Annotated in this window: 21 protein-coding genes; 9 read left to right on the top strand and 12 right to left on the bottom strand. The window is 69.4% G+C overall.

The window, feature by feature from the left end; genetic code table 11:
- Nucleotides 1-13: 13 nt before the first annotated feature.
- The 7 genes from EZ216_RS02690 to EZ216_RS02660 all read left to right on the top strand — a co-directional run bounded on the left by EZ216_RS02690 (nt 14) and on the right by EZ216_RS02660 (nt 6,977).
- Nucleotides 14-781: a YajG family lipoprotein gene (locus EZ216_RS02690; protein WP_135248027.1), complete on the top strand. Its 768-nt coding sequence runs from the start codon at nt 14-16 to the stop codon at nt 779-781.
- A 27-nt stretch (nt 782-808) separates the two neighbouring features.
- Nucleotides 809-1,570 (top strand): SDR family oxidoreductase, encoded by a 762-nt coding sequence (locus tag EZ216_RS02685; protein ID WP_135248026.1) that lies wholly within the window; start codon nt 809-811, stop codon nt 1,568-1,570.
- Between the two features lie 17 nt (nt 1,571-1,587).
- On the top strand, nt 1,588-2,703 hold the full coding sequence (gene moaA / locus EZ216_RS02680) for a GTP 3',8-cyclase MoaA (protein WP_135248025.1): 1,116 nt from the start codon (nt 1,588-1,590) through the stop codon (nt 2,701-2,703).
- A 4-nt stretch (nt 2,704-2,707) separates the two neighbouring features.
- A complete protein-coding gene (gene mobA, locus EZ216_RS02675) occupies nt 2,708-3,316 on the top strand; it encodes a molybdenum cofactor guanylyltransferase MobA (protein WP_135248024.1) in 609 nt (202 codons plus the stop codon).
- Nucleotides 3,313-4,599: a molybdopterin molybdotransferase MoeA gene (gene moeA, locus EZ216_RS02670; protein ID WP_135248023.1), complete on the top strand. Its 1,287-nt coding sequence runs from the start codon at nt 3,313-3,315 to the stop codon at nt 4,597-4,599. Before mobA ends, moeA begins: the two co-directional genes overlap by 4 nt.
- A 141-nt stretch (nt 4,600-4,740) precedes the next feature.
- Nucleotides 4,741-5,049 carry a hypothetical protein gene (locus EZ216_RS02665; protein ID WP_135248022.1) on the top strand — a complete coding sequence of 103 codons (309 nt, stop codon included), beginning with the start codon at nt 4,741-4,743 and terminating at the stop codon, nt 5,047-5,049.
- Between the two features lie 176 nt (nt 5,050-5,225).
- A complete protein-coding gene (locus EZ216_RS02660; protein WP_135248021.1) occupies nt 5,226-6,977 on the top strand; it encodes a glycoside hydrolase family 18 protein in 1,752 nt (583 codons plus the stop codon).
- Nucleotides 6,978-7,296: 319 nt separating this feature from the next.
- On the opposite strand, the gene EZ216_RS21245 is transcribed toward EZ216_RS02660, so the two are convergent.
- From EZ216_RS21245 to EZ216_RS02640, 5 genes are all read right to left on the bottom strand, one after another.
- A complete protein-coding gene (locus tag EZ216_RS21245; protein ID WP_167772809.1) occupies nt 7,297-7,449 on the bottom strand; it encodes a hypothetical protein in 153 nt (50 codons plus the stop codon).
- A gap of 280 nt (nt 7,450-7,729) precedes the next feature.
- A complete protein-coding gene (locus EZ216_RS02655) occupies nt 7,730-10,858 on the bottom strand; it encodes an efflux RND transporter permease subunit (RefSeq protein ID WP_135248020.1) in 3,129 nt (1,042 codons plus the stop codon).
- A gap of 22 nt (nt 10,859-10,880) precedes the next feature.
- Nucleotides 10,881-12,248 carry an efflux RND transporter periplasmic adaptor subunit gene (locus tag EZ216_RS02650; protein ID WP_135248019.1) on the bottom strand — a complete coding sequence of 456 codons (1,368 nt, stop codon included), beginning with the start codon at nt 12,246-12,248 and terminating at the stop codon, nt 10,881-10,883.
- A 120-nt stretch (nt 12,249-12,368) separates the two neighbouring features.
- The gene (rnhA, locus tag EZ216_RS02645; RefSeq protein ID WP_135248018.1) at nt 12,369-12,830 is read right to left on the bottom strand and encodes a ribonuclease HI; all 462 of its coding nucleotides are present in this window, start codon (nt 12,828-12,830) and stop codon (nt 12,369-12,371) included.
- Nucleotides 12,827-13,615: a class I SAM-dependent methyltransferase gene (locus EZ216_RS02640; protein ID WP_239024257.1), complete on the bottom strand. Its 789-nt coding sequence runs from the start codon at nt 13,613-13,615 to the stop codon at nt 12,827-12,829. Before EZ216_RS02640 ends, rnhA begins: the two co-directional genes overlap by 4 nt.
- Between EZ216_RS02640 and gloB the strand changes: the two genes are divergently transcribed.
- Together gloB and EZ216_RS02630 are read left to right on the top strand one after the other, a co-directional pair.
- Nucleotides 13,614-14,387, top strand: coding sequence for a hydroxyacylglutathione hydrolase (gene gloB / locus EZ216_RS02635; protein ID WP_135248017.1), 774 nt, complete (start codon nt 13,614-13,616; stop codon nt 14,385-14,387). The two genes, EZ216_RS02640 and gloB, sit on opposite strands and share 2 nt — an antisense overlap.
- The gene (locus tag EZ216_RS02630; protein ID WP_135248016.1) at nt 14,384-15,907 is read left to right on the top strand and encodes a transglycosylase SLT domain-containing protein; all 1,524 of its coding nucleotides are present in this window, start codon (nt 14,384-14,386) and stop codon (nt 15,905-15,907) included. Before gloB ends, EZ216_RS02630 begins: the two co-directional genes overlap by 4 nt.
- A gap of 128 nt (nt 15,908-16,035) precedes the next feature.
- Here EZ216_RS02630 and EZ216_RS02625 read toward each other — a convergent pair whose 3' ends face one another.
- From EZ216_RS02625 to EZ216_RS02595, 7 genes are all read right to left on the bottom strand, one after another.
- Nucleotides 16,036-17,496 (bottom strand): MFS transporter, encoded by a 1,461-nt coding sequence (locus EZ216_RS02625; RefSeq protein ID WP_135248015.1) that lies wholly within the window; start codon nt 17,494-17,496, stop codon nt 16,036-16,038.
- A 185-nt stretch (nt 17,497-17,681) separates the two neighbouring features.
- Nucleotides 17,682-18,521, bottom strand: coding sequence for an ABC transporter permease (locus EZ216_RS02620; RefSeq protein ID WP_135248014.1), 840 nt, complete (start codon nt 18,519-18,521; stop codon nt 17,682-17,684).
- Nucleotides 18,522-18,524: 3 nt separating this feature from the next.
- Entirely contained in the window at nt 18,525-19,358 is an 834-nt protein-coding gene (locus EZ216_RS02615; protein ID WP_135248013.1) for an ABC transporter ATP-binding protein, read from the bottom strand.
- Between the two features lie 129 nt (nt 19,359-19,487).
- Complete coding sequence (locus tag EZ216_RS02610) at nt 19,488-20,513, bottom strand: ABC transporter substrate-binding protein (protein ID WP_135249095.1); 1,026 nt, start codon at nt 20,511-20,513, stop codon at nt 19,488-19,490.
- A 114-nt stretch (nt 20,514-20,627) separates the two neighbouring features.
- The gene (locus EZ216_RS02605; RefSeq protein ID WP_135248012.1) at nt 20,628-21,041 is read right to left on the bottom strand and encodes an MAPEG family protein; all 414 of its coding nucleotides are present in this window, start codon (nt 21,039-21,041) and stop codon (nt 20,628-20,630) included.
- Nucleotides 21,042-21,063: 22 nt separating this feature from the next.
- Entirely contained in the window at nt 21,064-21,651 is a 588-nt protein-coding gene (gene recR / locus EZ216_RS02600) for a recombination mediator RecR (protein ID WP_135248011.1), read from the bottom strand.
- 7 nt (nt 21,652-21,658) lie between these two features.
- The gene (locus EZ216_RS02595) at nt 21,659-21,991 is read right to left on the bottom strand and encodes a YbaB/EbfC family nucleoid-associated protein (protein WP_135248010.1); all 333 of its coding nucleotides are present in this window, start codon (nt 21,989-21,991) and stop codon (nt 21,659-21,661) included.
- Between the last annotated feature and the right edge of the window lie 7 nt (nt 21,992-21,998).

The following is a 21,998-nucleotide window of genomic DNA, read 5'->3' as shown; positions in this document are numbered from 1 at the left end:
ACTGGAGGAGAAGATGAGAACAGGGATTCACACATCCCGGCGCTGGTTCGCAGTGCTGGCATTCGCGCTGCTCGCGGGCTGCGCCACCGCCCCCCCGGCGCCACAGGTGGCCATCGCCCGGGGCGAGCGCATCGGCGTGTTCGTGTCCGGCGGCGATACGTTGCGACACAGCCATGTCGGAACGACCGTCTTCAACAACTTCAGCGCCAGCTACCCTGCGCCGGGCCTGCAAGCCGACGTCCAGCAGACTTTGATTCAGGCCGTAACGCGTGCCGGGTTCGTGCCCGTGGACCTGCGTGCCCAAGGGGTGAGCCGCGAGGAACTGGATGGCCTGGTTCAGGCGGCAAACGGCCAGTGGCAGGTCGCACCCGGCCGCGAAGGCACGCTGGCGCGGCTGCGCAATGACCTCAAGCTGAAGGCCGTGCTGGCCGCGACGGAGGGACGCACCATGGCGGACCTCGAATGCGCCGGAGGTCCCTGCAGCGAGCGGTACATCGACGGCCCGGGCTTGTACTCGCGCAGCATCCTCGGCCTGTCGAAATACCTTGCCGTGGCCGGGTACCGCTGGAACGTTTACACGCTCGATACCCCTGCGGACCTCGCGCAGACGAATCCCCTCCGCGGCGAGCTGCGCTATCAGACGGTGCTCATGCGTGACTTCAAGGAACCCGCTGACTTCAAGCAGCTGGGCGCACCGGAACTGGCGGTCATCCGCCGCGGCGTGGTGCAGGCCGTCGAGGGCGCGGGTGCCCAGAGCCTGCGGGCCATCGGCGCCCCCTGAACCGCCCTCAAACACGCAGGAGACATCATGAGAGTCAAAGGCAAATCCATCATCGTCACCGGCGCCGGCCAGGGCATCGGCGAAGGCATCGCCAAGCGGCTGGCGCAGGAAGGCGCCCAGGTGCTGGTGAACGACATCAACGCCGAGCTCGGCGAGAAGGTCACGGCGGCGATCAAGGCCGCCGGCGGCCAGGCGTCGTTCTTCAAGGCCGACGTCACCAAGTCGGCCGAAGTGAAAGCGCTGGTCGATGCCGCCGTGCAGCGCCACGGCAAGCTGGACGCGATGGTCAACAACGCCGGCTGGACCCACCGCAACCGTCCGGCGCTGGAAGTGAGCGAGGAAGAGTTCGATCGCGTGTACGCGATCAACATGAAGAGCATCTACCTGTCCACCATCCACGCGGTACCCGCCTTCCGCGCCAACAAGGGCGGCGTGTTCATCAACATCGCGTCCACCGCCGGCGTGCGGCCGCGCCCGGGCCTCACCTGGTACAACGGCTCGAAAGGCGCGGTCATCACGACCAGCAAGTCGCTGGCGGCCGAGTTCGGGCCCGACAACATCCGCGTGAACTGCATCAACCCGGTGTTCAACCCCGACACGGGCCTGTCCGCCGAATTTGCCGGCGGCCCCGTGGACGAAGCGCGCCGCGCCAAGTTCCTGGCCACCATCCCGCTGGGCCGCTTCTCCACCGCGCTGGACGTGGCCAACGCGGCGCTCTACCTGGCCAGCGACGAAGCAGCTTTCATCTCGGGGGTTTGCATCGAGGTGGACGGCGCCCGCTGCGTCTGAGCGGCACAATCGAAAGCGTGGCCGAGCGCGTCATTCCCCTTGTCGACCAGCGCACCGCCGCCCTCGCGGCGCCGGTGCTGCCCGCGCCCGTGCCCGCGACGGGCCAGCTGCTCGACACGCTGCGCCGCCCCATGCGCGACCTGCGCATCAGCGTCACCGACCGCTGCAACTTCCGCTGCAGCTACTGCATGCCCAAGGAAGTGTTCGGCAAGGACTACCCGTACCTGCCGCACTCGGACCTGCTGACCTTCGAGGAGATCACCCGGCTGGCGCGCGTGTTCGTCGCGCACGGCGTGCACAAGATCCGGCTGACCGGCGGCGAGCCGCTGCTGCGCAAGAACATCGAAATCCTCGTGGAGCAGCTGGCGCAGTTGCGCACGCCGGAGGGGCAACCCGTCGAACTGGCGCTGACCACCAACGGCTCGCTGCTCGCGCGCAAGGCTCGCGCACTCAAGGACGCAGGGCTGGACCGCGTCACCGTCAGCCTTGACGGGCTGGACGACACCGTGTTCCGCCGCATGAACGACGTCGACTTCCCGGTGGCCGAAGTGCTGGCCGGCCTGGAAGCCGCGCAGGCCGCGGGCCTGGGGCCGCTGAAGGTGAACATGGTGGTCAAGCGCGGCACCAACGAACACGAGATCCTGCCGATGGCGCGCCACTTCCGCGGCACCGGCATCGTGCTGCGCTTCATCGAGTACATGGACGTGGGCGCCACCAACGGCTGGCGCATGGACGAAGTGCTGCCTTCGGCGCAAGTCGTGCGCCGCGTCCAGGAAGAATTCCCCCTGCGCGCACTCGACGCCACGGTGGCCGGCGAAACCGCCGAACGCTGGGCGTACGAGGACGGCGCCGGCGAGATCGGCGTCATCAGCAGCGTGACGCAGGCTTTCTGCGGCACCTGCAACCGCGCGCGCCTGTCCACCGAAGGCCGCCTCTACCTGTGCCTGTTCGCCGAGCAGGGTTGGGACCTGCGCACGCTGCTGCGCGGCGGCGCTTCCGACGAGGAGCTCGCCTCCGCCGTCGGTCACATCTGGCAGGGCCGTGGCGACCGCTACTCGCAACTGCGCGGCCGCCAGCCCGCCGAGGCCGGGCCGGCGCGCAGGCGCGTCGAGATGAGCTACATCGGAGGCTGAACGCATGGATCGCCAGGACGTCACGGGCATCGTGCTGGCCGGCGGGCGCGGCTCGCGCATGGGCGGCGCCGACAAGGGCCTGCAGAACTTCAACGGCGTGCCGCTCGCGCTGCACACGCTGCTGCGTCTGCAACCCCAGGTGGGCGAAGCGATGGTCAATGCCAACCGCAACCTGGGCGCGTACGAATCGTTCGGCGTGCCGGTCTGGCCCGACGCCCTGCCCGGCTACGCAGGGCCGCTGGCCGGCTTCCTCACGGGGCTGGAACACTGCGAGACCCCGTGGCTGGCCACGGTGCCTTGCGACACGCCGATGTTCCCCACCGACTTCGTGCAGCGGCTGGTGCAGGCCGCGGTCACGCAGGACGCCGAGATCGCGATGGCCAGCGCACCCGAGGAAGACGGCCAGCTGCGCACGCAGCCCGTGTTCTGCCTGCTGCGCCGCGAGCTGCTGGAAAGCCTGGTGAACTTCACCCACGGCGGCGGCCGCAAGATCGACGCCTGGACCGCGCAACACCGCATGGCCATCGTGCCGTTCGATCGCGAAGGCGACGACCGCCGCGCGTTCTTCAACGCCAACACGCTGGCCGAGCTGCGCCAGCTGGAGCAGCGGTGAAGTCCCTCGACCAGATCGCGGCGGAGCTGCAGGGCTACGACCCGCAGGCGCTGCCCGCGCGCAGCGTCAATGAATTCCTGGACCGCCTGGTGGTTCCGGTGCAGGACCGGGAAGAGATCGGCACGCTCGACGCGCTGGGCCGCGTGCTCGCGCAAGACGTGGTCTCGCCGCTCAGCGTGCCGCCGCACGACAACTCGGCGATGGATGGCTACGCGTTCGACGGCGCGCAGCTGGGCGATGCGTCACTGCGCCTGAAGGTCGCCGGCACCGCGCTCGCGGGCAAGGCGTGGCAGGGCCAGGTGCGCGCGGGCGAGTGCGTGAAGATCATGACGGGCGCGATCATGCCCGCGGGCCTGGACACGGTGGTGCCGCAGGAATTCACCAAGGCGGCAGGCGACGATGCGGTGGAGATCCCGCCCGGCCTGCTGCGTGCCGGCGACAACCGCCGCCTGAAAGGCGAGGACCTGATGCAGGGCCGCCCCGCCCTGCTGAAGGGCGAACGCATCGGCCCCGCCGCCGCCGGCCTGCTGGCCAGCCTGGGCCTGCCGCGCGTGCCCGTGGTGCGGCGCGTGCGCGTGGCTTGCTTCTCCACAGGCGACGAGATCCTCAGCCTGGGCGAGCCGCCGCGCGAAGGCGCGGTGTACGACAGCAACCGCTACACGGTGCGAGGCCTGCTCGCCCGCCTGGGCTGCGAAGTCGTGGACCTGGGCGTGGTGCGCGACGAGCCGGCGCTGCTCGAGAAAGCGTTCCGCGAAGCGACCGCGCAGGCCGACGCCATCATCACCAGCGGCGGCGTCAGCGTCGGCGAAGCCGACTTCACCAAGGCCATGATGAAGAAGCTGGGCGACGTGGCGTTCTGGCGCATCGCCATGCGGCCTGGCCGGCCGATGGCCGTGGGCCGCATCCCGTCCGCAAGCGGCGGCCCTGGCGCCGTGCTGTTCGGCCTTCCAGGCAATCCGGTGGCGGTGATGGTCACTTTCCTCGCCTTCGTGCGCCCCGCGCTGTTGCGCCTCATGGGCTGCCGCGACACCGCGCCGCCGCCGCTGCTGCGCGCGCACAGCCTGGAAGCCCTGCGCAAGAAGCCGGGCCGCACCGAGTACCAGCGCGGCATCGTCAGCTCCACGCCCGATGGCAGGCTGCAGGTACGCACCACCGGCAACCAGGGCTCGGGCGTGCTCAGCTCGATGGTGCAGGCCAACGGGCTCATCGTGCTGCACCACGCCCAGGGCAACGTCGCCGCCGGCGACGAGGTGGACGTGATGATGTTCGAGGGCATGGTCTAGCCTTTTCGATTCCGTCGCGCGCCTGGCCGGTGCATGCCGAGCACGGGTACGCATCATGCGCATGCAGTACCGGCGGCCTCGCGCCGGCACCGGCTGGCAAACTTCGCGGCCCAGTGACACCCCCGGAGCAGGAATCCGTCGATGGCTCAAAACCCACCGGTGCTCATGCTCCTTTCCGTCGACAAGGTCCGTGAGGACGCCTTCGTGGCCCACGTGCGATACGGGTCGCTGCCGGTGCACACGTCCGGGTCGTTCCACGGCAGCCTCGCGGAGGCGATCTGCAGCACCGCGTCCGGCATTCCCTCCCCCTACGCGGGGTTCGTGGAAGTGAGGTACGCGGGCGTCTGCGGCGGCACTTACTCGGTGCAGCAGCTCGGTGAACCGACGGCCGCATCGCAGGTGGCGGACCATCTCATCGAAGTCGTTTCGGCATTGCGCACCAGGCAGTAGCCACGCGCACGCTGCATGCGCGCCACGTCGCGGCGCACGCGAAAACGGGCAACGATCCGTTTTTTCCGTATCGAAGAATGTGAAGAACGGGCCTACTGTCTCAACTGCTTACAGCAGACAGGTGGCTCAAGGCCGGTTCCCTACGATCCGCGCCCTCACCGTCATCACTTTCAAACATGACCTTCCGACTTCGCGCGGCCGCCGCCGCAGCAGCAACCCTTGTTTGCCTCACGGCCGCGGCCCAATCGCCGTCGCCCCAGAAGTGGGTCACGGGCTACTGGGCGGGCTACCTGCTGAACAAGCCGGAGTACCAGGACCCGCGCTACGTCGACATGACGGCCATGACGCACTTCGTGTTCGGCCGCATCGGCGCCGGCGGCGGGGCCGAGGGCGGAGCGGCAGGGGACATCGTGCTGGGCGGCGACATCTCGCAGACGGCCACCTGGACCGGCCCCGGGGCGCCTTCCCAGACGACCGAGGACTGGCTGGTCGCGCGCGCCCACGCCGCCGGCACCAAGGCGCTGATCATGCTGGGCGGCGAAGGCGGGGAGTCGGCCTTCCGCGCGTCCACGGCGGCTGCCGTGCGGCCGAAATTCATCGCGAACCTGGTCGCGTACATGGCCAAGCACGACTACGACGGCATCGACGTTGACTGGGAAGGTTCGCTGACGGCCGCCGACGAGCAGCAGCTGGAGCAGTTCCTCTCGGAACTGCGGACCGCGGCCAATGCCAACGACCGCTACCGCTCGCGGCCGGTGGTCATCACCTACCCCGCCAGCGTGCTGAACCCGAACTACCAGACGGTTTCGGCGCACGACGTGCGCGTGGCGTCGCTGGTGGACCAGTACAACCTCATGAGCTACGGCATGGGCTGGATCGGCGGCGGCTGGCAGACCACCGGCTTCTCGCCGATCGCCGGCGCGACGCCCTCCCGGCCGCTCGCCATTTCCAGCGCGGTGCAGGCGCTCGTGAACGCCGGCATCCCGCGCGCGAAGATCGGCATGGGCATCGGCTTCTACGGCATGAGCTACCGGCCGCCCCTGTCGGCGCTGGGCCAGCCCACCGATGGCTACTCTTCCAGCTCGTTCTCGGCCAACGACGCGCTGTGGAACTACGCGTTGCTCAGGAAGTTCGGCTACCTGGACAACGGCCAGTACCAGCACGACACGGCCACCGGCATCACCTATCGCAGCTACGGCACCGCGGGCTACACGCCCGCCAGCCGGCCCGACCAGCCTTCGGGCCTGCTGACCTACGAGGACGAAGCCAGCATCCGCGACAAGGGCCAGTGGGCGAACAGCCCCGCGGCCGGCGCCGGCGTGGGCGGCACCATCGTCTGGGCTGTCAACTACGGCACCACCGACGGCAAGAACAATCCGCTGCTCGCCGCGGTGAAGAGCGCTTTCCTGGCCGGCGCCCCGGCACCCGCGCCGACGCCGGCACCATCGCCTGCGCCCACGCCCGCACCGACGCCCGCTCCCTCCCCCGCGCCGACGCCGGCTCCCGCGCCGGCTCCCGCGCCGACACCTGCGCCTTCGCCCGCGCCGACACCCGCGCCTTCGCCCGCACCGGCCCCGGCGCCCACTCCGGCGCCTTCACCGGCACCAGCACCCACGCCGGCGCCCTCGCCCGCACCCGCGCCGACGCCGGCTCCCTCGCCGGCGCCCGCGCCCGGCGGCATCGTTTCGTCCGTGCAGATCGACTACGACTGGAAGTCGGGGTACTGCGCGAACGTCAACGTGACCAACAACGGCGCGAACACCGTGGCCTGGAAGGTGACCATCCCGCTCAAGGACACGATCACCGCGTCGTGGAACGGCACGTTCGTGAAATCGGGCACGACCGCCACCGTCACCGGCGCCGACTGGAACCGCCTGGTGGCCCCCGGCCAGACCCGGCAGGCAGGCTTCTGCGCGACGCGTCCCTGAGCCGCCGGTGGCGGCGAGGTGAACACGGCATGGCTTTCGCGCCCTGCTGCGCGATCGCGCGCAGACGGCGGCTTCGATGATGGCCGCTTCGGCGGCGGTGAAGAACAGGTAGGGCGGCCTCTGCGCCGCCGGCCTGCGCCGGCTGCATGCCCGGTTGCTGTTGCGGCTGCGGCGGCTGTTGCGCGACGCTGATGGCCGGCACGACGGCGGCGGCACCGCTCGTCTTCAGGAAGAGGCGACGCGAGGCTGGTTCCATGCAGCCCCCGGATGGCGGAGCGCACCTCGCGGCAATCGGCGTGCCGGGAGCGGAGAGAACGACTCAGGCGGCGAACATGCGCCGCGCCTCGTCCTGCAGTTCCTGGTGCTTCATCACCAGCTTGGGCAGGTCGGGGTGCATCGGGTCGATCTCGCGCAGCGCCCAACCATAGAACGCCTGGGCGAACGTCAGGTGGATGAAACGGATGATCTTCATGGAGGGTGACTGTGCCGTTCAATGGCAGAGCCATCCCGTCGGTTTCCCCCGTGATGCCGCGTCGGCGGCGCGCCGCACGCCGTGTCGGACGGCGGCGACTTAGCCGTCGGCGCACGCACCGCGCCGTGCGCCGCTACGGATCGGTTTGTGCGTTGTCGCGTTGAATACGGGGTCCGCAACGCAGAGAACGCAGAGCAAGCGCAGAGGACGCAGAGGGTTCAGCAAATGGATTCAGAGAACGACTTCTCTGCGAAACCTTTGCAGACCCCGCATTCCGCATTCACTTGGCCACCAGGTCGCCGTGATGGGCGCCGGCCTCTTCCACCGCTTCGGCCTTGTTCGCCCCCGGCACCTTGCGCCGCGCGAACAGCGTGTACATGGTCGGCACCACGAACACGGTGAGCATGGTGCCCAGCGACATGCCGCCCACGATCACCCAGCCGATCTGGATGCGGCTTTCCGCGCCCGCGCCCTTGGCCAGCGCCAGCGGGATGGCGCCCAGCACCATCGCGCCGGTGGTCATCAGGATGGGGCGCAGGCGCAGCGATGCGGCCTCCACCACCGCGTCGAGCAGCTCCTTGCCTTCCTCGCGCAGCTGGTTGGAGAACTCCACGATCAGGATGCCGTGCTTGGTGATCAGGCCCACCAGCGTGATCAGGCCGATCTTGGAATAGACGTTGAGCGAACCGCCCGACCACTTCAGCGCCAGCAGCGCGCCGATCATCGACAGCGGCACCGACAGCATGATGACCAACGGGTCGATGAAGCTCTCGAACTGCGCGGCCAGCACCAGGAAGATGAAAAGCAGCGCCAGCACCAGCACCACCGCCAGCGCACCCTCGGAGTTGCGGAACTCGCGCGAGCTGCCGTTCAGGTCGGTGGTGTAGCCGGGCTTGAGCACCTTGTTCGCGGTCTGCTCCATGAACTGCAGCGCCTGGCCCTGCGAGTACTCGGGCGACAGGTTGGCCGTGATGGTGGCCGAGCGGCGCTGGCCGAAGTGGTTGAGCTCGCGCGGGCTGACGCTTTCATTGACCTTCACCAGCGCCGACAGCGGGATCATGGTGTCGTTGCGCCCGCGCACGTAGATGCTGTCGATGTCCTCGGGCGTGGTGCGCCCGCTGGCGCGGTTCTGGATGATGACGTCGTACTGCTCGGCGTCGCGCTTGTAGCGCGTGACCTGGCGGCCGCCCAGGGTCGTTTCCAGCGCGCGCGCCACCACTTCCACGCTGACGCCCATGTCGGCCGCCTTGTCGCGGTCGACCTGGATGCGCAGCTCGGGCTTGTTCAGCCGCAGGTCCACGTCCACGCCCTGGATGCCGGGGTTCTTTGCCATCTCGTCGAGCATCTGCCGCACCACCCGATTCAGGTTCTCGTAGCTCTCCGAGGTCTGGATGACGAAGTTCAGCGGCCGGTCGCGGAACCCCTGCCCCAGCGAAGGCGGCGTGATGATGAACGCGTTGATGCCCGGCAGGCCGCCCACCTTGGGCGCCATCTCCTTGGCCATCTCCAGCGTGGTCTTGGTGCGGTCTTCCCAATCCACGGCGCGGTACACCACGCTGCCCTGCGACACCGTCGGGTTGCCCAGGTTGGCGAAGATGCGGTCGAACTCCTTGTACTGCTGGCCCATGCGCTCCAGCGCGCGGGCATAGCGGTCGGTGTAGTCGATGGTGGCGCCGTCGGGCGCGTTGATCTGGGCCAGCACCGTGCCGCGGTCTTCCAGCGGCGACAGCTCCGATTTCATCGACGGCCAGACCATGGCGATGGCCAGCCCGCTGGCGAGCATGACGCCGATCACCAGCCAGCGCGCCTGCACCAGCTTGCCCGTGGCGCCCGGCAGGCGCGCCGTCAGCACCCAGCGCAGCACGCGGCCATAGCGGTCGGACAGCGCCACCAGGGCGCGCTCCATCTGGCGGTCGAACCAGTTGGGCTTCGGGTTGTGGCGCAGCAGCAGCGAGCACATCATCGGCGTGAGCGTCAGCGCGACGAAGCCCGACACCAGCACCGAGCCGGCCAGCGCCAGCGCGAATTCGACGAACAGCCGGCCCGTGCGGCCCGGCGTGAATGCCAGCGGCGCGTACACGGCCACGAGCGTGAAGGTCATGGTGATGACCGCGAAGCCGATCTCGCGCGCGCCCTTGATGGCGGCCGAGAACGGGTCCAGCCCTTCCTCGATGTGCCGGAAGATGTTTTCCAGCATCACGATGGCGTCGTCCACCACCAGGCCCACCGCCAGCACCAGCGCCAGCAGCGTGAGCGTGTTGATGGAGAAGCCCGCCAGCGCCATCATCGCGAAGGTGCCGATCAGCGACACCGGGATGGTGACGATGGGAATGATGGAGGCGCGCAGCGTGCGCAGGAACACGAAGATCACCAGCGCCACCAGCAGCACGGCTTCGCCGATGGTGTGGTAGACGTTCTTCACCGAGCGGTCGATGAACAGCGAGTTGTCGTTGGCGATGTCGATGGACACGTCGCCGGGCAGGTCCTGCTTCAGCCGCGGGATCATGTCGCGCACGCCCTGCGACAGCGTCAGCGGGTTGGCCGTGGCCTGGCGGATGACGCCGGCCGAGATGGCGAAGCGGCCGTTCAGGCGCGCGGTGCTGCGCTCGTCGGCGGCGGCTTCCTCCACCCGCGCCACGTCGCGGATCTTCACCGGGAAGCCGTTGACGTTCTTCACCACGATCTCGGCGAACTGCGCGGGCCGCACCAGGTCGGTCTGCGAGGTGACGCTGAACTCGCGCTGCTGCGACTCGATGCGCCCCGCGGGCACTTCCAGGTTGCTGCGGCGGACGGCGTCCTCGATGTCCTGCGTGGTGAGGCGGTAGCCGGCCAGCTTGTCGGGGTCCAGCCACACGCGCATGGCGTACTTGCGCTCGCCGTAGATCCGCACGTCGGCCACGCCGGTGACGGTCTGCAGGCGCGGCTTGACGATGCGGTTGACCAGGTCGTTCACCTGAAGCGGTGTGAGCGTGTCGCTGCTGAACGCCAGCCAGATGACCGGGAAGGCGTCGGCTTCGACCTTGGCGATGACCGGCTCGTCGATGGCCTGCGGCAGGCGGTTGCGCACGCGCGACGTGCGGTCGCGCACCTCGGCCGCCGCGGCGTCGGCGTCCTTCTCCAGCCGGAAGCGCACCTGGATCTGGCTCTGCTCGGCGCGGCTGATGGAGGTGATGACGTCCACCGCGTCGATGCCGGCGACCGAGTCCTCGATCGGCTTGGTGACCTGCGACTCGATCACCTCGGCCGACGCGCCGGCGTACTTGGTGCTGACGGTGACGATGGGCTCGTCGATCTTGGGGTACTCGCGCACCGCCAGGCGGTTGAAGCTGACGGCGCCGACCAGCACCACCAGCAGGGACAGCACGGTGGCGAAGACGGGGCGGCGGATGGCGATCTCGGGCAGCTGCATGGCCGGCTCCTGGCGCGTGGCGTCAGTTGGCGGCGGCCGGGCGGCCGCGGCCACCGGCGGCGCGCGCCGGCGCGGTGGCATCGGCCACCGCCATCAAGCAGGGATTGGGGCCTACGGCCTTCGCGGGCGCGGCCTTGGCACCCATCGCCTCCTTGCCACCCGTGGGGGCCACGGCCGCCGAGGCGGGCACCAGCGGGCCGCTGGTGGCGGGCCTGGGCGCCTGCGCGGCAGCGGCGCCGGCCGGGCCGCTGCCGCCCGCGCCACCCTTGTTGAGATCGAGCACGCGCACCGGCGTGCCGTCCTTCTGCACGCGCTGCTGGCCCGCGGTGACGACCACGTCGCCGGGCTGCAGGCCTTCGGTGATCTCCACGCGGCCGGGGCGGCGGATGCCCACCTTCACCTCGACGCGCTGCGCGATCTTGCTGTCCTGGTCGGGCCCGTCGACGAGGCGGATGACGAACTGGCGGTTGCCCTGCGGGACGATGGCCTCCTCGGGCACGACGGCGGCGTTGTCGCGCTCGCCGAAGACGGCGGTGACGCGCGCGAACATGCCGGGGCGCAGCTGCAGCTGGCGGTTGTCGATGCAGCCGCGGATGCCGATGGAGCGGCCGTTGGCTTCCACCAGCGGGTCGATGGCCTGGACGACTGCGGTCCAGCGGCGGCCGGGCAGCGCGTCGGCCTGCACCGTGGCGACCTGCCCCACCTTCAGCTTGGTCTGGTAGCGCTCGGGCAGGCGGAAGTCGACGAACACCGCGTCGATGTCTTCCAGGTTCACCACGTCGGCGCCGTCCTTGAGGTAGTCGCCGACGTTCACCGTGCGGATGCCCGCCGTGCCGTCGAACGGCGCCACGATCTTCAGCCGCGCGGCAGTGGCCTCGGCCAGCGCCAGCCTGGCTTCGGCCACCTGCAAGTTGGCCGCGCTTTCGTCCACGCGCTGCGCGGCGATGAAGTTCTGGGCCAGCAGGTCCTGGTTGCGCTTGTGGTTGGCGCGCGCGATGGACAGCTCCGCCCTCGCCTGCAGCACCTGCGCCATCGGCAGCTGGTCGTCCAGTTGCACCAGCACCTGGCCTTTCTTCACCCGCTGGCCGTCGCGGAAGTTCAGCTGCGTGACACGGCCGCTGACCTCGGGCCGCACCACGACGCTCTGGCGCGAGCGCAGGCTGCCCACGGCCTGCGCGTCGTCGGTGAGGCGCATGACCTCGACCTTGGCCACTTCAACGGCGGGCGCGCGCGTGGAACCGCTGGCGGCCCCCGCGGGCGCGGTGGCGGCGGGACCGCCCTCGGCGGCAGCGGCGGAATGGGAAGGCTTGTTCTGGTACCACCACGCGGCGCCGGAGGCGGCCGCGATGCCGGCCACGGCGATCACGGTGTAAAGGGGCTTGGATGCCATGGACTTCCGGGAGATTGCATGCAAACGCGTCAATGTAGCAGCCGCGCCGCGACTGGCCCAGCCGCGATTGCCCGGGGTGAGCCCCGCCCGCGTGCCGCAAGGCCGGGCTTTACCGCACTTTTACAACGGCGGCTTGCGGTGGCCCAGCGCCACTTCCACGCCCATGTTGGCCAGAGCGTCGGCGCGCTCGTTGCCGGGGTCGCCGGCGTGGCCGCGCACCCATTGCCAGTCGATGACGTGGCCGCCCTGGTGGGCCAGGGCGTCCAGCCGCTGCCACAGCTCGGCGTTCTTGACCGGGGTCTTGCCCGCGGTCTTCCAGCCCTTGGCCTTCCAGCCGGCCAGCCATTCGGTGATGCCCTTCAGCACGTACTGGCTGTCGAGGTACAGCGTGACCTGGCACGGCCGCTTGAGGGCCGCCAGGCCCTGGATCACCGCCGTCAGTTCCATGCGGTTGTTGGTGGTGCCCAGCTCGCCGCCGTACAGCTCCTTTTCGGTGGCGCCGGAACGCAGCAGCACGCCCCAGCCGCCGGGGCCGGGGTTGCCCTTGCAGGCGCCGTCGGTGTAGATCACCACGGGGTTCAAACGAGAGTCTCCTGTTGCATTTCGGGCTGCGGCCGGCGGTTGGCCAACGGCACCGGCGCGGTGGCGATGGACTTGGCCGGCTTCCACAGCTTGCCAATGAGCTTGAGGCCGCGCACCCGCTTGGTGGCGACGATGAAGTACGCGGCGCCGAAGATGGGCCACCAGCGCTCGCCGGCCTGGTCCATCCATTCGAAGCGGTCCAGCCAGCGGTCGGTGGCCAGCGCCGGCCGCCAGCAGCCGAAGCTGCCCGTTTCCACTTCGAAATTCAGCAGCCGCAGCCAGTCGCGCAGCCGGCGGTAGCCGATGAACTCGCCGGCATCGGGCAGGAACAGCTGGCCGAAGCCCAGCCGCCGGTACAGGTGGGCGCGGCGCTGGCGCAGGCCCCAGAGGCTGGCGGGGTTGAGGCAGCAGACCACGACCTTGCCCTCGGGCATCAGCACGCGTTCCACCTCGCGCAGCGTGGCGTGCGGGTCGGCGTTCAGTTCCAGCGAATGCGGCAGCACCACCAGGTCCATGCTGTTCGCCTCGAAAGGCAGCGCCGCGAAGTCCGTGACCAGGTGCGGCCTGCGCGCGCCCGGCGCCAGGCGCGGCCCGGGCAGGCCCAGGAACTTGTGCGGCATGCGGTTGGCGGCCAGCGCATCGAGCTCGGGCAGCCCCAGCTGCAGCGCGTGGTAGCCGAAGATGTCGGCGACGGCGCGGTCGAACTGGGCCCTTTCCCACTCGAGCAGGTAACGCCCGGGCGGGGTCTCGAACCACTCGTGCATTCCTATAATCGCGTCGCTCATGAAGTTGATTCCCCTGCCTGCCTTCCAGGACAACTACCTCTGGGTGTTGCACGACGGGCAACGGGCGCTGGTGGTGGACCCGGGCGACGCGCAGCCGGTGCTTTCCTTCCTGCGGCAAGCCGGCCTCGGACTGGACGCGATTCTAGTCACGCACCACCACCCGGACCACGTCGGCGGCGTCCAGGCCGTGCGCGAAGCCACGGGCGCGCGCGTGTACGGCCCTGCCCGCGAAACCATCCCCTGCGCCGACGAAAAGCTGGCCGGCGGCGACGCCATCCAGGTGCTGGGCCTGTCTTTCGAAGTCATCGACGTGCCCGGCCACACGGCCGGCCACATCGCGTACTTCGCGCGGCCCGCGGGCGAAGCGCCCATCCTGTTCTGCGGCGACACGATGTTCTCCGGCGGCTGCGGCCGCCTGTTCGAGGGCACGCCCGCGCAGATGCTGCATTCGCTCGATGCACTGGCGGCCCTGCCCGCCGACACACGCGTGTGCTGCGCGCACGAGTACACGCTGTCCAACCTGCGCTTCGCGCGCGCGGTCGAACCCGCCAACGAAGCGCTCGCGGATTACCAGCGCCGTTGCGAGGCGCTGCGCGCCGGCGGCGAACCCACCCTGCCCTCCACCGTGGGCGAGGAAAGGCGCATCAACCCTTTCCTGCGCACGCGCCAACCCGATGTCGTGCGCGCCGCCCACTCCTTCAACGGCGCCGACGCCGGGGATGATGTGGCCGTGTTCGCCGCCATCCGCCAATGGAAGAACGAATTCAGATGAAGTCACTGCTCCAGGCCGCCGGCCTAGCGTTGGCGCTGCTGCTGGCCGGCTGCGCGAGCACCCCTCCTTCCGGGTCCGAGGGCTCCGCGCCCGTGTCCACCGCCATCGGCGAAGGCCAGTCCGTCTCGCGGCCCGCCGGCCCCGCCGCCGTGCCCAGCGGGCCGCTCAAGCCCATCGAGCCCGCGGCCTCCACCGGCACCACCAGCGTCGCGGCGCTGGAGCCGCCCGCCGACCTGTGGGAACGCATCCGCCGCGGCTTCGCGATGCCCCGCCTGGACAACGACCTGGTGCGCCAGCAGGAGCAGTGGTACGCCAGCCGGCCCGACTACATGCAGCGCATGACGGACCGCTCGCGCAAGTACCTGTTCCACATCGTCGAGGAACTGGAGCGCCGCGGCATGCCCAGCGAACTGGCGCTGCTGCCCTTCATCGAAAGCGCGTTCAACCCGCAGGCCGTCAGCAGCGCGCGCGCCGCGGGCATGTGGCAGTTCATGCCGGGCACCGGCCGCGACTACGACCTGAAGCAGAACTTCTTCCGCGACGACCGCCGCGACGTGCTGGCTTCCACGCGCGCCGCGCTGGACTACCTGCAGAAGCTGTACGGCATGTTCGGCGACTGGCACCTGGCGCTGGCCGCGTACAACTGGGGCGAAGGCAGCGTGGGTCGCGCCATCGCGGCCAACCAGCGCCGCGGGCTGGGCACCAGGTACACCGACCTGAACATGCCCAACGAGACGCGCAACTACGTCCCGAAGCTGCAGGCGGTGAAGAACATCATCGCCAGCCCCGACCAGTTCCGCGCCGACCTGCCGGTGATCGAGAACCACCCGTACTTCGACGTGGTGAGCATCGACCGCGACATCGACCTGCTGCTGGCCGCCAAACTGGCCGACGTGCCGGTGGAAGACTTCAAGGCGCTGAACCCGCACCTGAACCGGCCGGTGATCCTGGCCGCGGGCACGGGCCAGATCCTGCTGCCGTGGGACAACGCCAAGGTGTTCTCGCGCAACCTCTCGGCGTACAGCCAGGGCCAGTTCGCCAGCTGGACCGTGTGGACCGTGCCCGGCACGATGAGCGCCACCGAAGCCGCGCGCCGCGTGGGCTGGAGCGAAGCCGAACTGCGCACCGTCAACACCATCCCACCGCGCATGCTGATCAAGGCCGGCTCGGTGCTGGTGGTGCCGCGTTCGCCATCCAAGCAGGAAGACGTGGCCGGCGACGTGGCCGACAAGGGCCAGCTGGCGCTGGCGCCGGAAGTGACTCTGCGCAAGTCGACCATCAAGGCCGGCAAGCACGACACCGTGACCACCATCGCCAGGCGCATCCACGCCACGCCCGCTCAGGTGGCCGAGTGGAACAACGTCGGCGTAAGCGCGGCTTTCCGCGCCGGCCAGCAGGTGGTCGTCTACACCCAGGTGCGGACCCGCGTGTCTGCCGCCCACTCGACCAAGCGCGCCGCGCCGCGCGCGGCTGCGAAAGCGCCGGCGCGCAAGCCGGCGCAGAAGGCCAAGCGCCGCTGAATACGGGGTCCGCAACGCAGAGGACGCGGAGCAAGCGCAGAGGACGCAGAGAACACGAAATCACTCTCGGAATTTCATCTCTGTGTCCTCCGAAATCTCTGCGTTCTCTGCGCTGCGGACCCCCGAATTCACTCTGCCCCCGCGCGTTCGCGCTTGATGAGGTCCATCCGTGGCGCGCGGGTCGCGGCGAAGGCGCCCGCGGCTGCGTAGATCGCGGCGACACCGAACACGATGTGGAAAGCCTGGGCCACGCGCTCGGGCGGCAGGCCGTCCAGGCGCAGCGTCGCCCCTTCGCCTCCGCCGGCGCTGACATTGAGCAGCGCGAAGGCCAACCCGCCGAACGCGGCAGTGCCCAACGCGGCACCTGTCGAACGAGTCAATGACAGCAGCGCTGCGGCAGCGCCAAGCCGTTCGCGGCCGGCCAGCATCTGCGTGGCGATCTGCGCGCTGGGCATGACGGTGCCGAAGCCCATGCCGCAGACCGCCGAGGCAATGGCGATGCCGGCCGGCGACGGCGGCATGAACGCCAGCGACAGCAGCGCGAGCGACGCCGCGCCCAACCCCCACGGCGGCAGGATGCCGCTGCGCTGAACGCGCGAGCTGAAGCGCGCATTGAGCGTCGAGCCCGTCACCATGCCCAGCGTCAGCGGCAGCAATTGCAGGCCAGCCCCCGTCGCGCTGCTGTGGTGCGCCACCTGCAGGTAGATCGGCAGCAGGAACACCAGCGCGAACATCGTCCCCGAGAAGCCGATCACCGACAGGCAAACCCAGCCGACGCCGCGGATGCGCAGCACGTCCAGCGGCAGGAACGGATGGGCATGCCGCCGTTGCTGCCAGGCCAGCAGCGCGCCGGACGACAACGCCAGCACCAGCAGCACGGCACTCGCGGGGGACACCACAGGGAACCGGTGCCCCGCCAGGCTCAGCCACAGCAACGCGCTGACCGCGCACAAGGCGAACAGCACGACGCCGGCCGGGTCGTAAGGCGCGTCGCGCAGCGCCGAGCGCGTGGGCCGGGGCAGGCTCGATACGCGCCAGAAGGCCAGCACCGCCAGCGGCAGGTTGGCCCAGAACAGCCAGCGCCAGTCGCCATGGTTGACCACCACGCCGCCGATCACCGGCCCGCCCACGCTGGACACCGTGAACACGGCCGCGAAGTAGCCCTGGTAGCGCGGCCGCTCCGACGGCGGCACCAGCTCGCCGATGAGCGCCTGCGACATCACCATCAGCCCGCCGCCGCCCAGCCCTTGCAGCAGTCGCGCGGCGATGAGCGTGTGCATGGTGGGCGCCAGCGCGCAGGCGGCCGAACCGACGGCGAAGATGGTCAGCGCGACCAGCAGCACGCTGCGCCGCCCGAATCGGTCGCCCATGCGGCCGTACAGCGGTGCGGTGATGGTGGCGGCCAGCAGGTAGCCGACGGCGATCCACGAGGTGTCGGCCAGGCCGCCCAGGTCGTGCGCGATGCGGGGCGTGGCGGCGGCCAGCAGCGTCTGGTCGACCGCGGCCATGAACATGGGAAGCATGACGGCGCTGAAGAGCGCGCCAAACCCGGCCGGCACCGCGCGGCCGGGCATCGGAACACTGGACATGGCCGAGGATGCTACGCGGGCTGGACGCCGCGCCTTGTCGGAGGCAGCAGAAAGCGGACTCCCTTACGCAGAGGACGCGGAGCAAGCGCAGAGGTCGCGGAGAAGGCAAAGAAAGCTTTCATGGGTTTCTCTGCGAACTCTGCGTCTCCTCTGCGGACTCTGCGCAAGAGTGTCCGCTCCCGAATTCAGAGCTTCTCGGTCTCGCCCTGCCGCGGCTGCCACTTCATCAGGCGGCGCTCGATGCCGCCGACCAGGCCGTCGAGCACCAGCGCGAAACCGGTGAGCACGACGATGCCGGCGAAGACGGTGTTGACGTCGAAGGTGCCTTCGGCCTGCAGGATGAGGTAGCCGACGCCGCGCGCCGAGCCCAGGTATTCGCCCACCACGGCGCCGACGAAGGCCAGGCCGACCGACGTGTGCAGGCTGGAGAACACCCAGCTGGTGGCGCTGGGCAGGTACACGGTGCGCAGCAGCTGGCGCTGGCCGGCGCCCAGCATGCGCGCGTTGGCCAGCACCACGGGGCTGACCTCCTTCACGCCCTGGTAGACGTTGAAGAACACGATGAAGAACACCAGCGTGATGGCCAGCGCCACCTTGCTCCAGATGCCCAGGCCGAACCACAGCGCGAAGATCGGCGCCAGGATCACGCGCGGCATGGAGTTGGCGGCCTTGATGTAGGGATCGAGGATGGCGCTGGCCGTGGGCGCCAGCGCCAGCCACAGGCCGAACGCCAGTCCCATCATCGTGCCGATGACGAAGGCCAGCACGGTCTCGATCAGCGTGATGTACAGGTGGATGTAGATGTCGGCCCGGCCTTCCAGCCCTTCCGGGAACAGCACGTTGGGCGGCACCGCGAACGGCATGAACCACGACCAGATGCGGCCGGCCACCTTGATCGGTTCGCCGAGGAAGAACGCGGTCTGCTCGTTGCGCGACAGCGCGTGCCACAGCACGAGGATGGCGATGAGCACGCCCACCTGCCAGGCGCGCAGGTTCTTTTCGCTGGGACGAATGGCGGACCACATGCCTCAGGCCGCCCCTTCGACGCTGCTCAGGACAGGCTTCTTCAGTTGTTGCGCATAGCCCTTGAGCACTTCGTCGCGCAGCACGGCCCAGATGTCGGCGTGCAGCTGCACGAAGCGCGGCTGGTTGCGCACCTCCGCCACGTCGCGCGGGCGCGGCAGGTCGATGCCGAACTCGCCGATGGGGTGCGTGGCCGGCCCGGCGGACAGCACCACCACGCGGTCGCTCATGGCGATGGCTTCGTCCAGGTCGTGCGTGATGAACAGCACCGCCTTGCGCTTGGCGGCCCACAGGGCCAGCACTTCGTTTTCCATCAGCTGGCGCGTCTGGATGTCGAGGGCGGAGAACGGTTCGTCCATCAGGATGATGTCCGGGTCCAGCGCCAGCACCTGCGCCAGCGCGGTGCGCTTGCGCATGCCGCCGGACAGCTGGTGCGGGTAGCGGTCCTCGAAGCCGGACAGGCCCACGCGCGCCAGCCAGCTGCGCGCCTGGTCGCGCGCGTCGGCTTCCGGCACGCCACGGTACTGCAGGCCGACCATCACGTTGGCCAGCGCGCTGCGCCAGGGCATCAGCGCTTCGGCCTGGAACATGTAGCCCGCGCGGCGGTTGATGCCGGTGAGCGGTTCGCCGAACACGCGCACCTGGCCCGACGAAGCCTGCAGCAGCCCCGCGCCGATGTTCAGCAGCGTGGACTTGCCGCAGCCGGTGGGCCCGACCACCGACACGAACTCGCCGGCGCCCACTCGCAGCGTGGTGTCGGCGACGGCGGTGTAGCGCTGGCCTGGGTCGTCCTTCGAGCGGAAGGTGACCGTGATGTCCTGCAGTTCAAGCGCGTTCATGACGCGCTCGCTCCGCTTCGCTCAATGACTGCGGCGCTGCGCGCCGGCGATGACGAATGACAGGGGAACGTCATTTGTCATGCGAGCGCAGCGACGCGGTCATCCCGCCGCGCAGCAGCGAGTCATCCGTCATGCCTTGAACCGTTCCTTCGCCTTGCGGGCGAAGTCGTTGGTGTAGGTCTTCGCCAGGTCGATCTTGTCGGCCTTGACCGCGGGGTCGAAGCTGGCCAGCGCCTTCAGCGCCGTGCGCGTGCCCTCTTCCGGGATGACGCCGTCCAGCGAGATGGCTTCGCGGACCTTGTTGAACGAAGCCAGGTACAGCGCGCGGTCGCCCAGCAGATAGGCGTCGGGCACCGTCTTGATGATGTCGCTGGGGCCGGCCGTCTGCAGCCACTTGAGGCCGTGCACGATGGCGTTGGCCAGCGCCTGGCAGGTGTTGGGGTTCTTCTGCACGAATTCGGCGTGCGTGTACAGGCAGGCCGCGGGCATGGGGCCGCCGAACACTTCCTGCGTGCCCTTGAGCGTGCGCGTGTCGCTGATGATCTTCACGTCGCCCTTCTGCTCCAGCATGGTCATCACCGGATCGGTGTTGCTCATGGCGTCGATCTGGCCGGAACGCAGCGCGGCCAGCGCGCCCGACGCCGTGCCCACGCCGACGAAGCTGACGTCGGCGGGTTTGAGGCCCGCGCGCGCCAGCACCAGGTTGGCGATCATGTTGGTGGAAGAGCCCGGCGCCGAGACGCCGATCTTCTTGCCCTTCAGGTCGGCCAGCGTCTTGTAGCCGGCCATGTTCTTGGTCGACACGCCGATGGCGATCTGCGGCGCGCGGCCCATCAGGACGAATTCCTGGATGAACTGGTTCTTGGCCTGCAGGTTGATGGTGTGCTCGTACGCGCCGCTGACCACGTCGGCCGAGCCGCCCATCAGCGCCTGCAGCGAGCGCGCGCCGCCGGCGAAGTCGGAGATCTCGACGTCCAGGCCCTCGGCCTTGAAGTAGCCGAGCTGCTCGGAGATGGTGAGGGGCAGGTAGTAGAAGGCCGCCTTGCCACCCACGGCGATGGCGAGCTTGGTCTTTTCCAGCTTGGCCTGTGCGAAGGCCGGTGCGGCCAGGGTGGCGGCGGCCGCGACGCTGAACGCGCGGCGGGTGATGGGCATGCTTTTCATGGGTACAGGTGTCCTCTCAGGCGCTCTGGCACGAGCGTACCGGCGCCCGTTGTGCACCGCATCAGGACCATCCCGTGCGGGTTTCCACGTAAAGCGCAAGTGCGCTCAGCGCAACGCCGAAAGCAGGATGCCGATGTTGACGAGGAAGGCGGCGACCCACACCGCGGAGCGCACGGTGGCCAGGCCCGCGACGTACATCGCGATGTAGATCACGCGCAGCGTGACGAAGAGCACGGCCAGGATGTCGACGCGGCCCTGCGGGGCGCCCAGCTGGTGGGCGATGATGAGCGCGCCGATGAAGAACGGCAGCGCCTCGAAACTGTTGGCCTGCGCCGAATTGGCGCGCGCCTGCCAGTCGGTCTGCTTGGCCAGCCACGCGCGCGGGTCGTTGTTGTCGAAGCCGCCCTGCTTGCGCGGCTTGCCCAGGCCGGAGGACTTCGCAAGGTACGCGCAGGCGTATGGCAGCAGCACGGCGATCAGCACGCACCAGTAGGCGATGGTGAAATGGGTCGGTCCCATGGGCTCTCCTCTTGTTCTTGTCTCAGCGCCGGTCCACCAGCGCATGCGCGATGGTGCCCAGGTCCACGTACTCCAGCTCGCTGCCCGCGGGCACGCCGCGCGCCAGGCGCGTGACCTTCAGCCCGCGCTGCTTCAGCGTTTCGCCGATGACGTGCGCGGTGGCCTCGCCCTCCGCCGTGAAGTTGGTCGCGAGGATCACCTCCTGCACCACGCCGTCGAGCGCGCGCTCGAACAGCTTGGCCAGGCCGATGTCGCGCGGGCCGATGCCGTCCAGCGGGCTCAGCTTGCCCATCAGCACGAAGTAGCGCCCGCGGTACGCCGCCGTGCGTTCCACCGCCGCCTGGTCGGCGGGCGTCTCCACCACGCACAGCTTGGTGGCGTCGCGCTGCGGATCGAGGCAGGTGGGGCACACCTCCTGCTCGGTGAACGTGTTGCACAGGCTGCAGTGCCGCACGCGCGTGGTGGCTTGCTGCAGCGCCTGCGCCAGGTGCTGCGCGCCTTCGCGGTCGTGCTGCAGCAGGTGGAAGGCCATGCGCGAGGCGGACTTCACCCCCACCCCGGGCAGGCGCCGCAGGGCTTCGATCAGGGCGTTGAGCGACGCGTCGGCCAAGCGATCCCTAGAACGGGAACTTCATGCCGCCGGGCAGGCCCGGCATGCCGGCGGTGAGCTTGCCCATTTTCTCCTGCGAGGTTTCCTCGGCCTTGCGCACCGCGGCGTTGAACGCGGCGGCGACCAGGTCTTCCAGCATGTCCTTGTCGTCGGCCAGCAGGCTGGGGTCGATCTCCACGCGGCGCACGTCGTGCTTGCAGGTCATGGTGACCTTCACCAGGCCGGCGCCGGACTCGCCGCTGACCTCGATGTTGGCCAGTTCGTCCTGCGCCTTCTTCAGGTTGTCCTGCATGGCCTGGGCCTGTTTCATCAGGCCGGCCAGCTGTCCCTTGTTGAACATGTCGATT

It is taken from the genome of Ramlibacter humi (assembly GCF_004681975.1).
Taxonomy (GTDB): Bacteria; Pseudomonadota; Gammaproteobacteria; order Burkholderiales; family Burkholderiaceae_C; genus Ramlibacter; species Ramlibacter humi.
The sequence above is the reverse complement of the archived record's forward strand: the minus strand, read 5'-3'. Positions and strand labels throughout refer to the sequence as shown.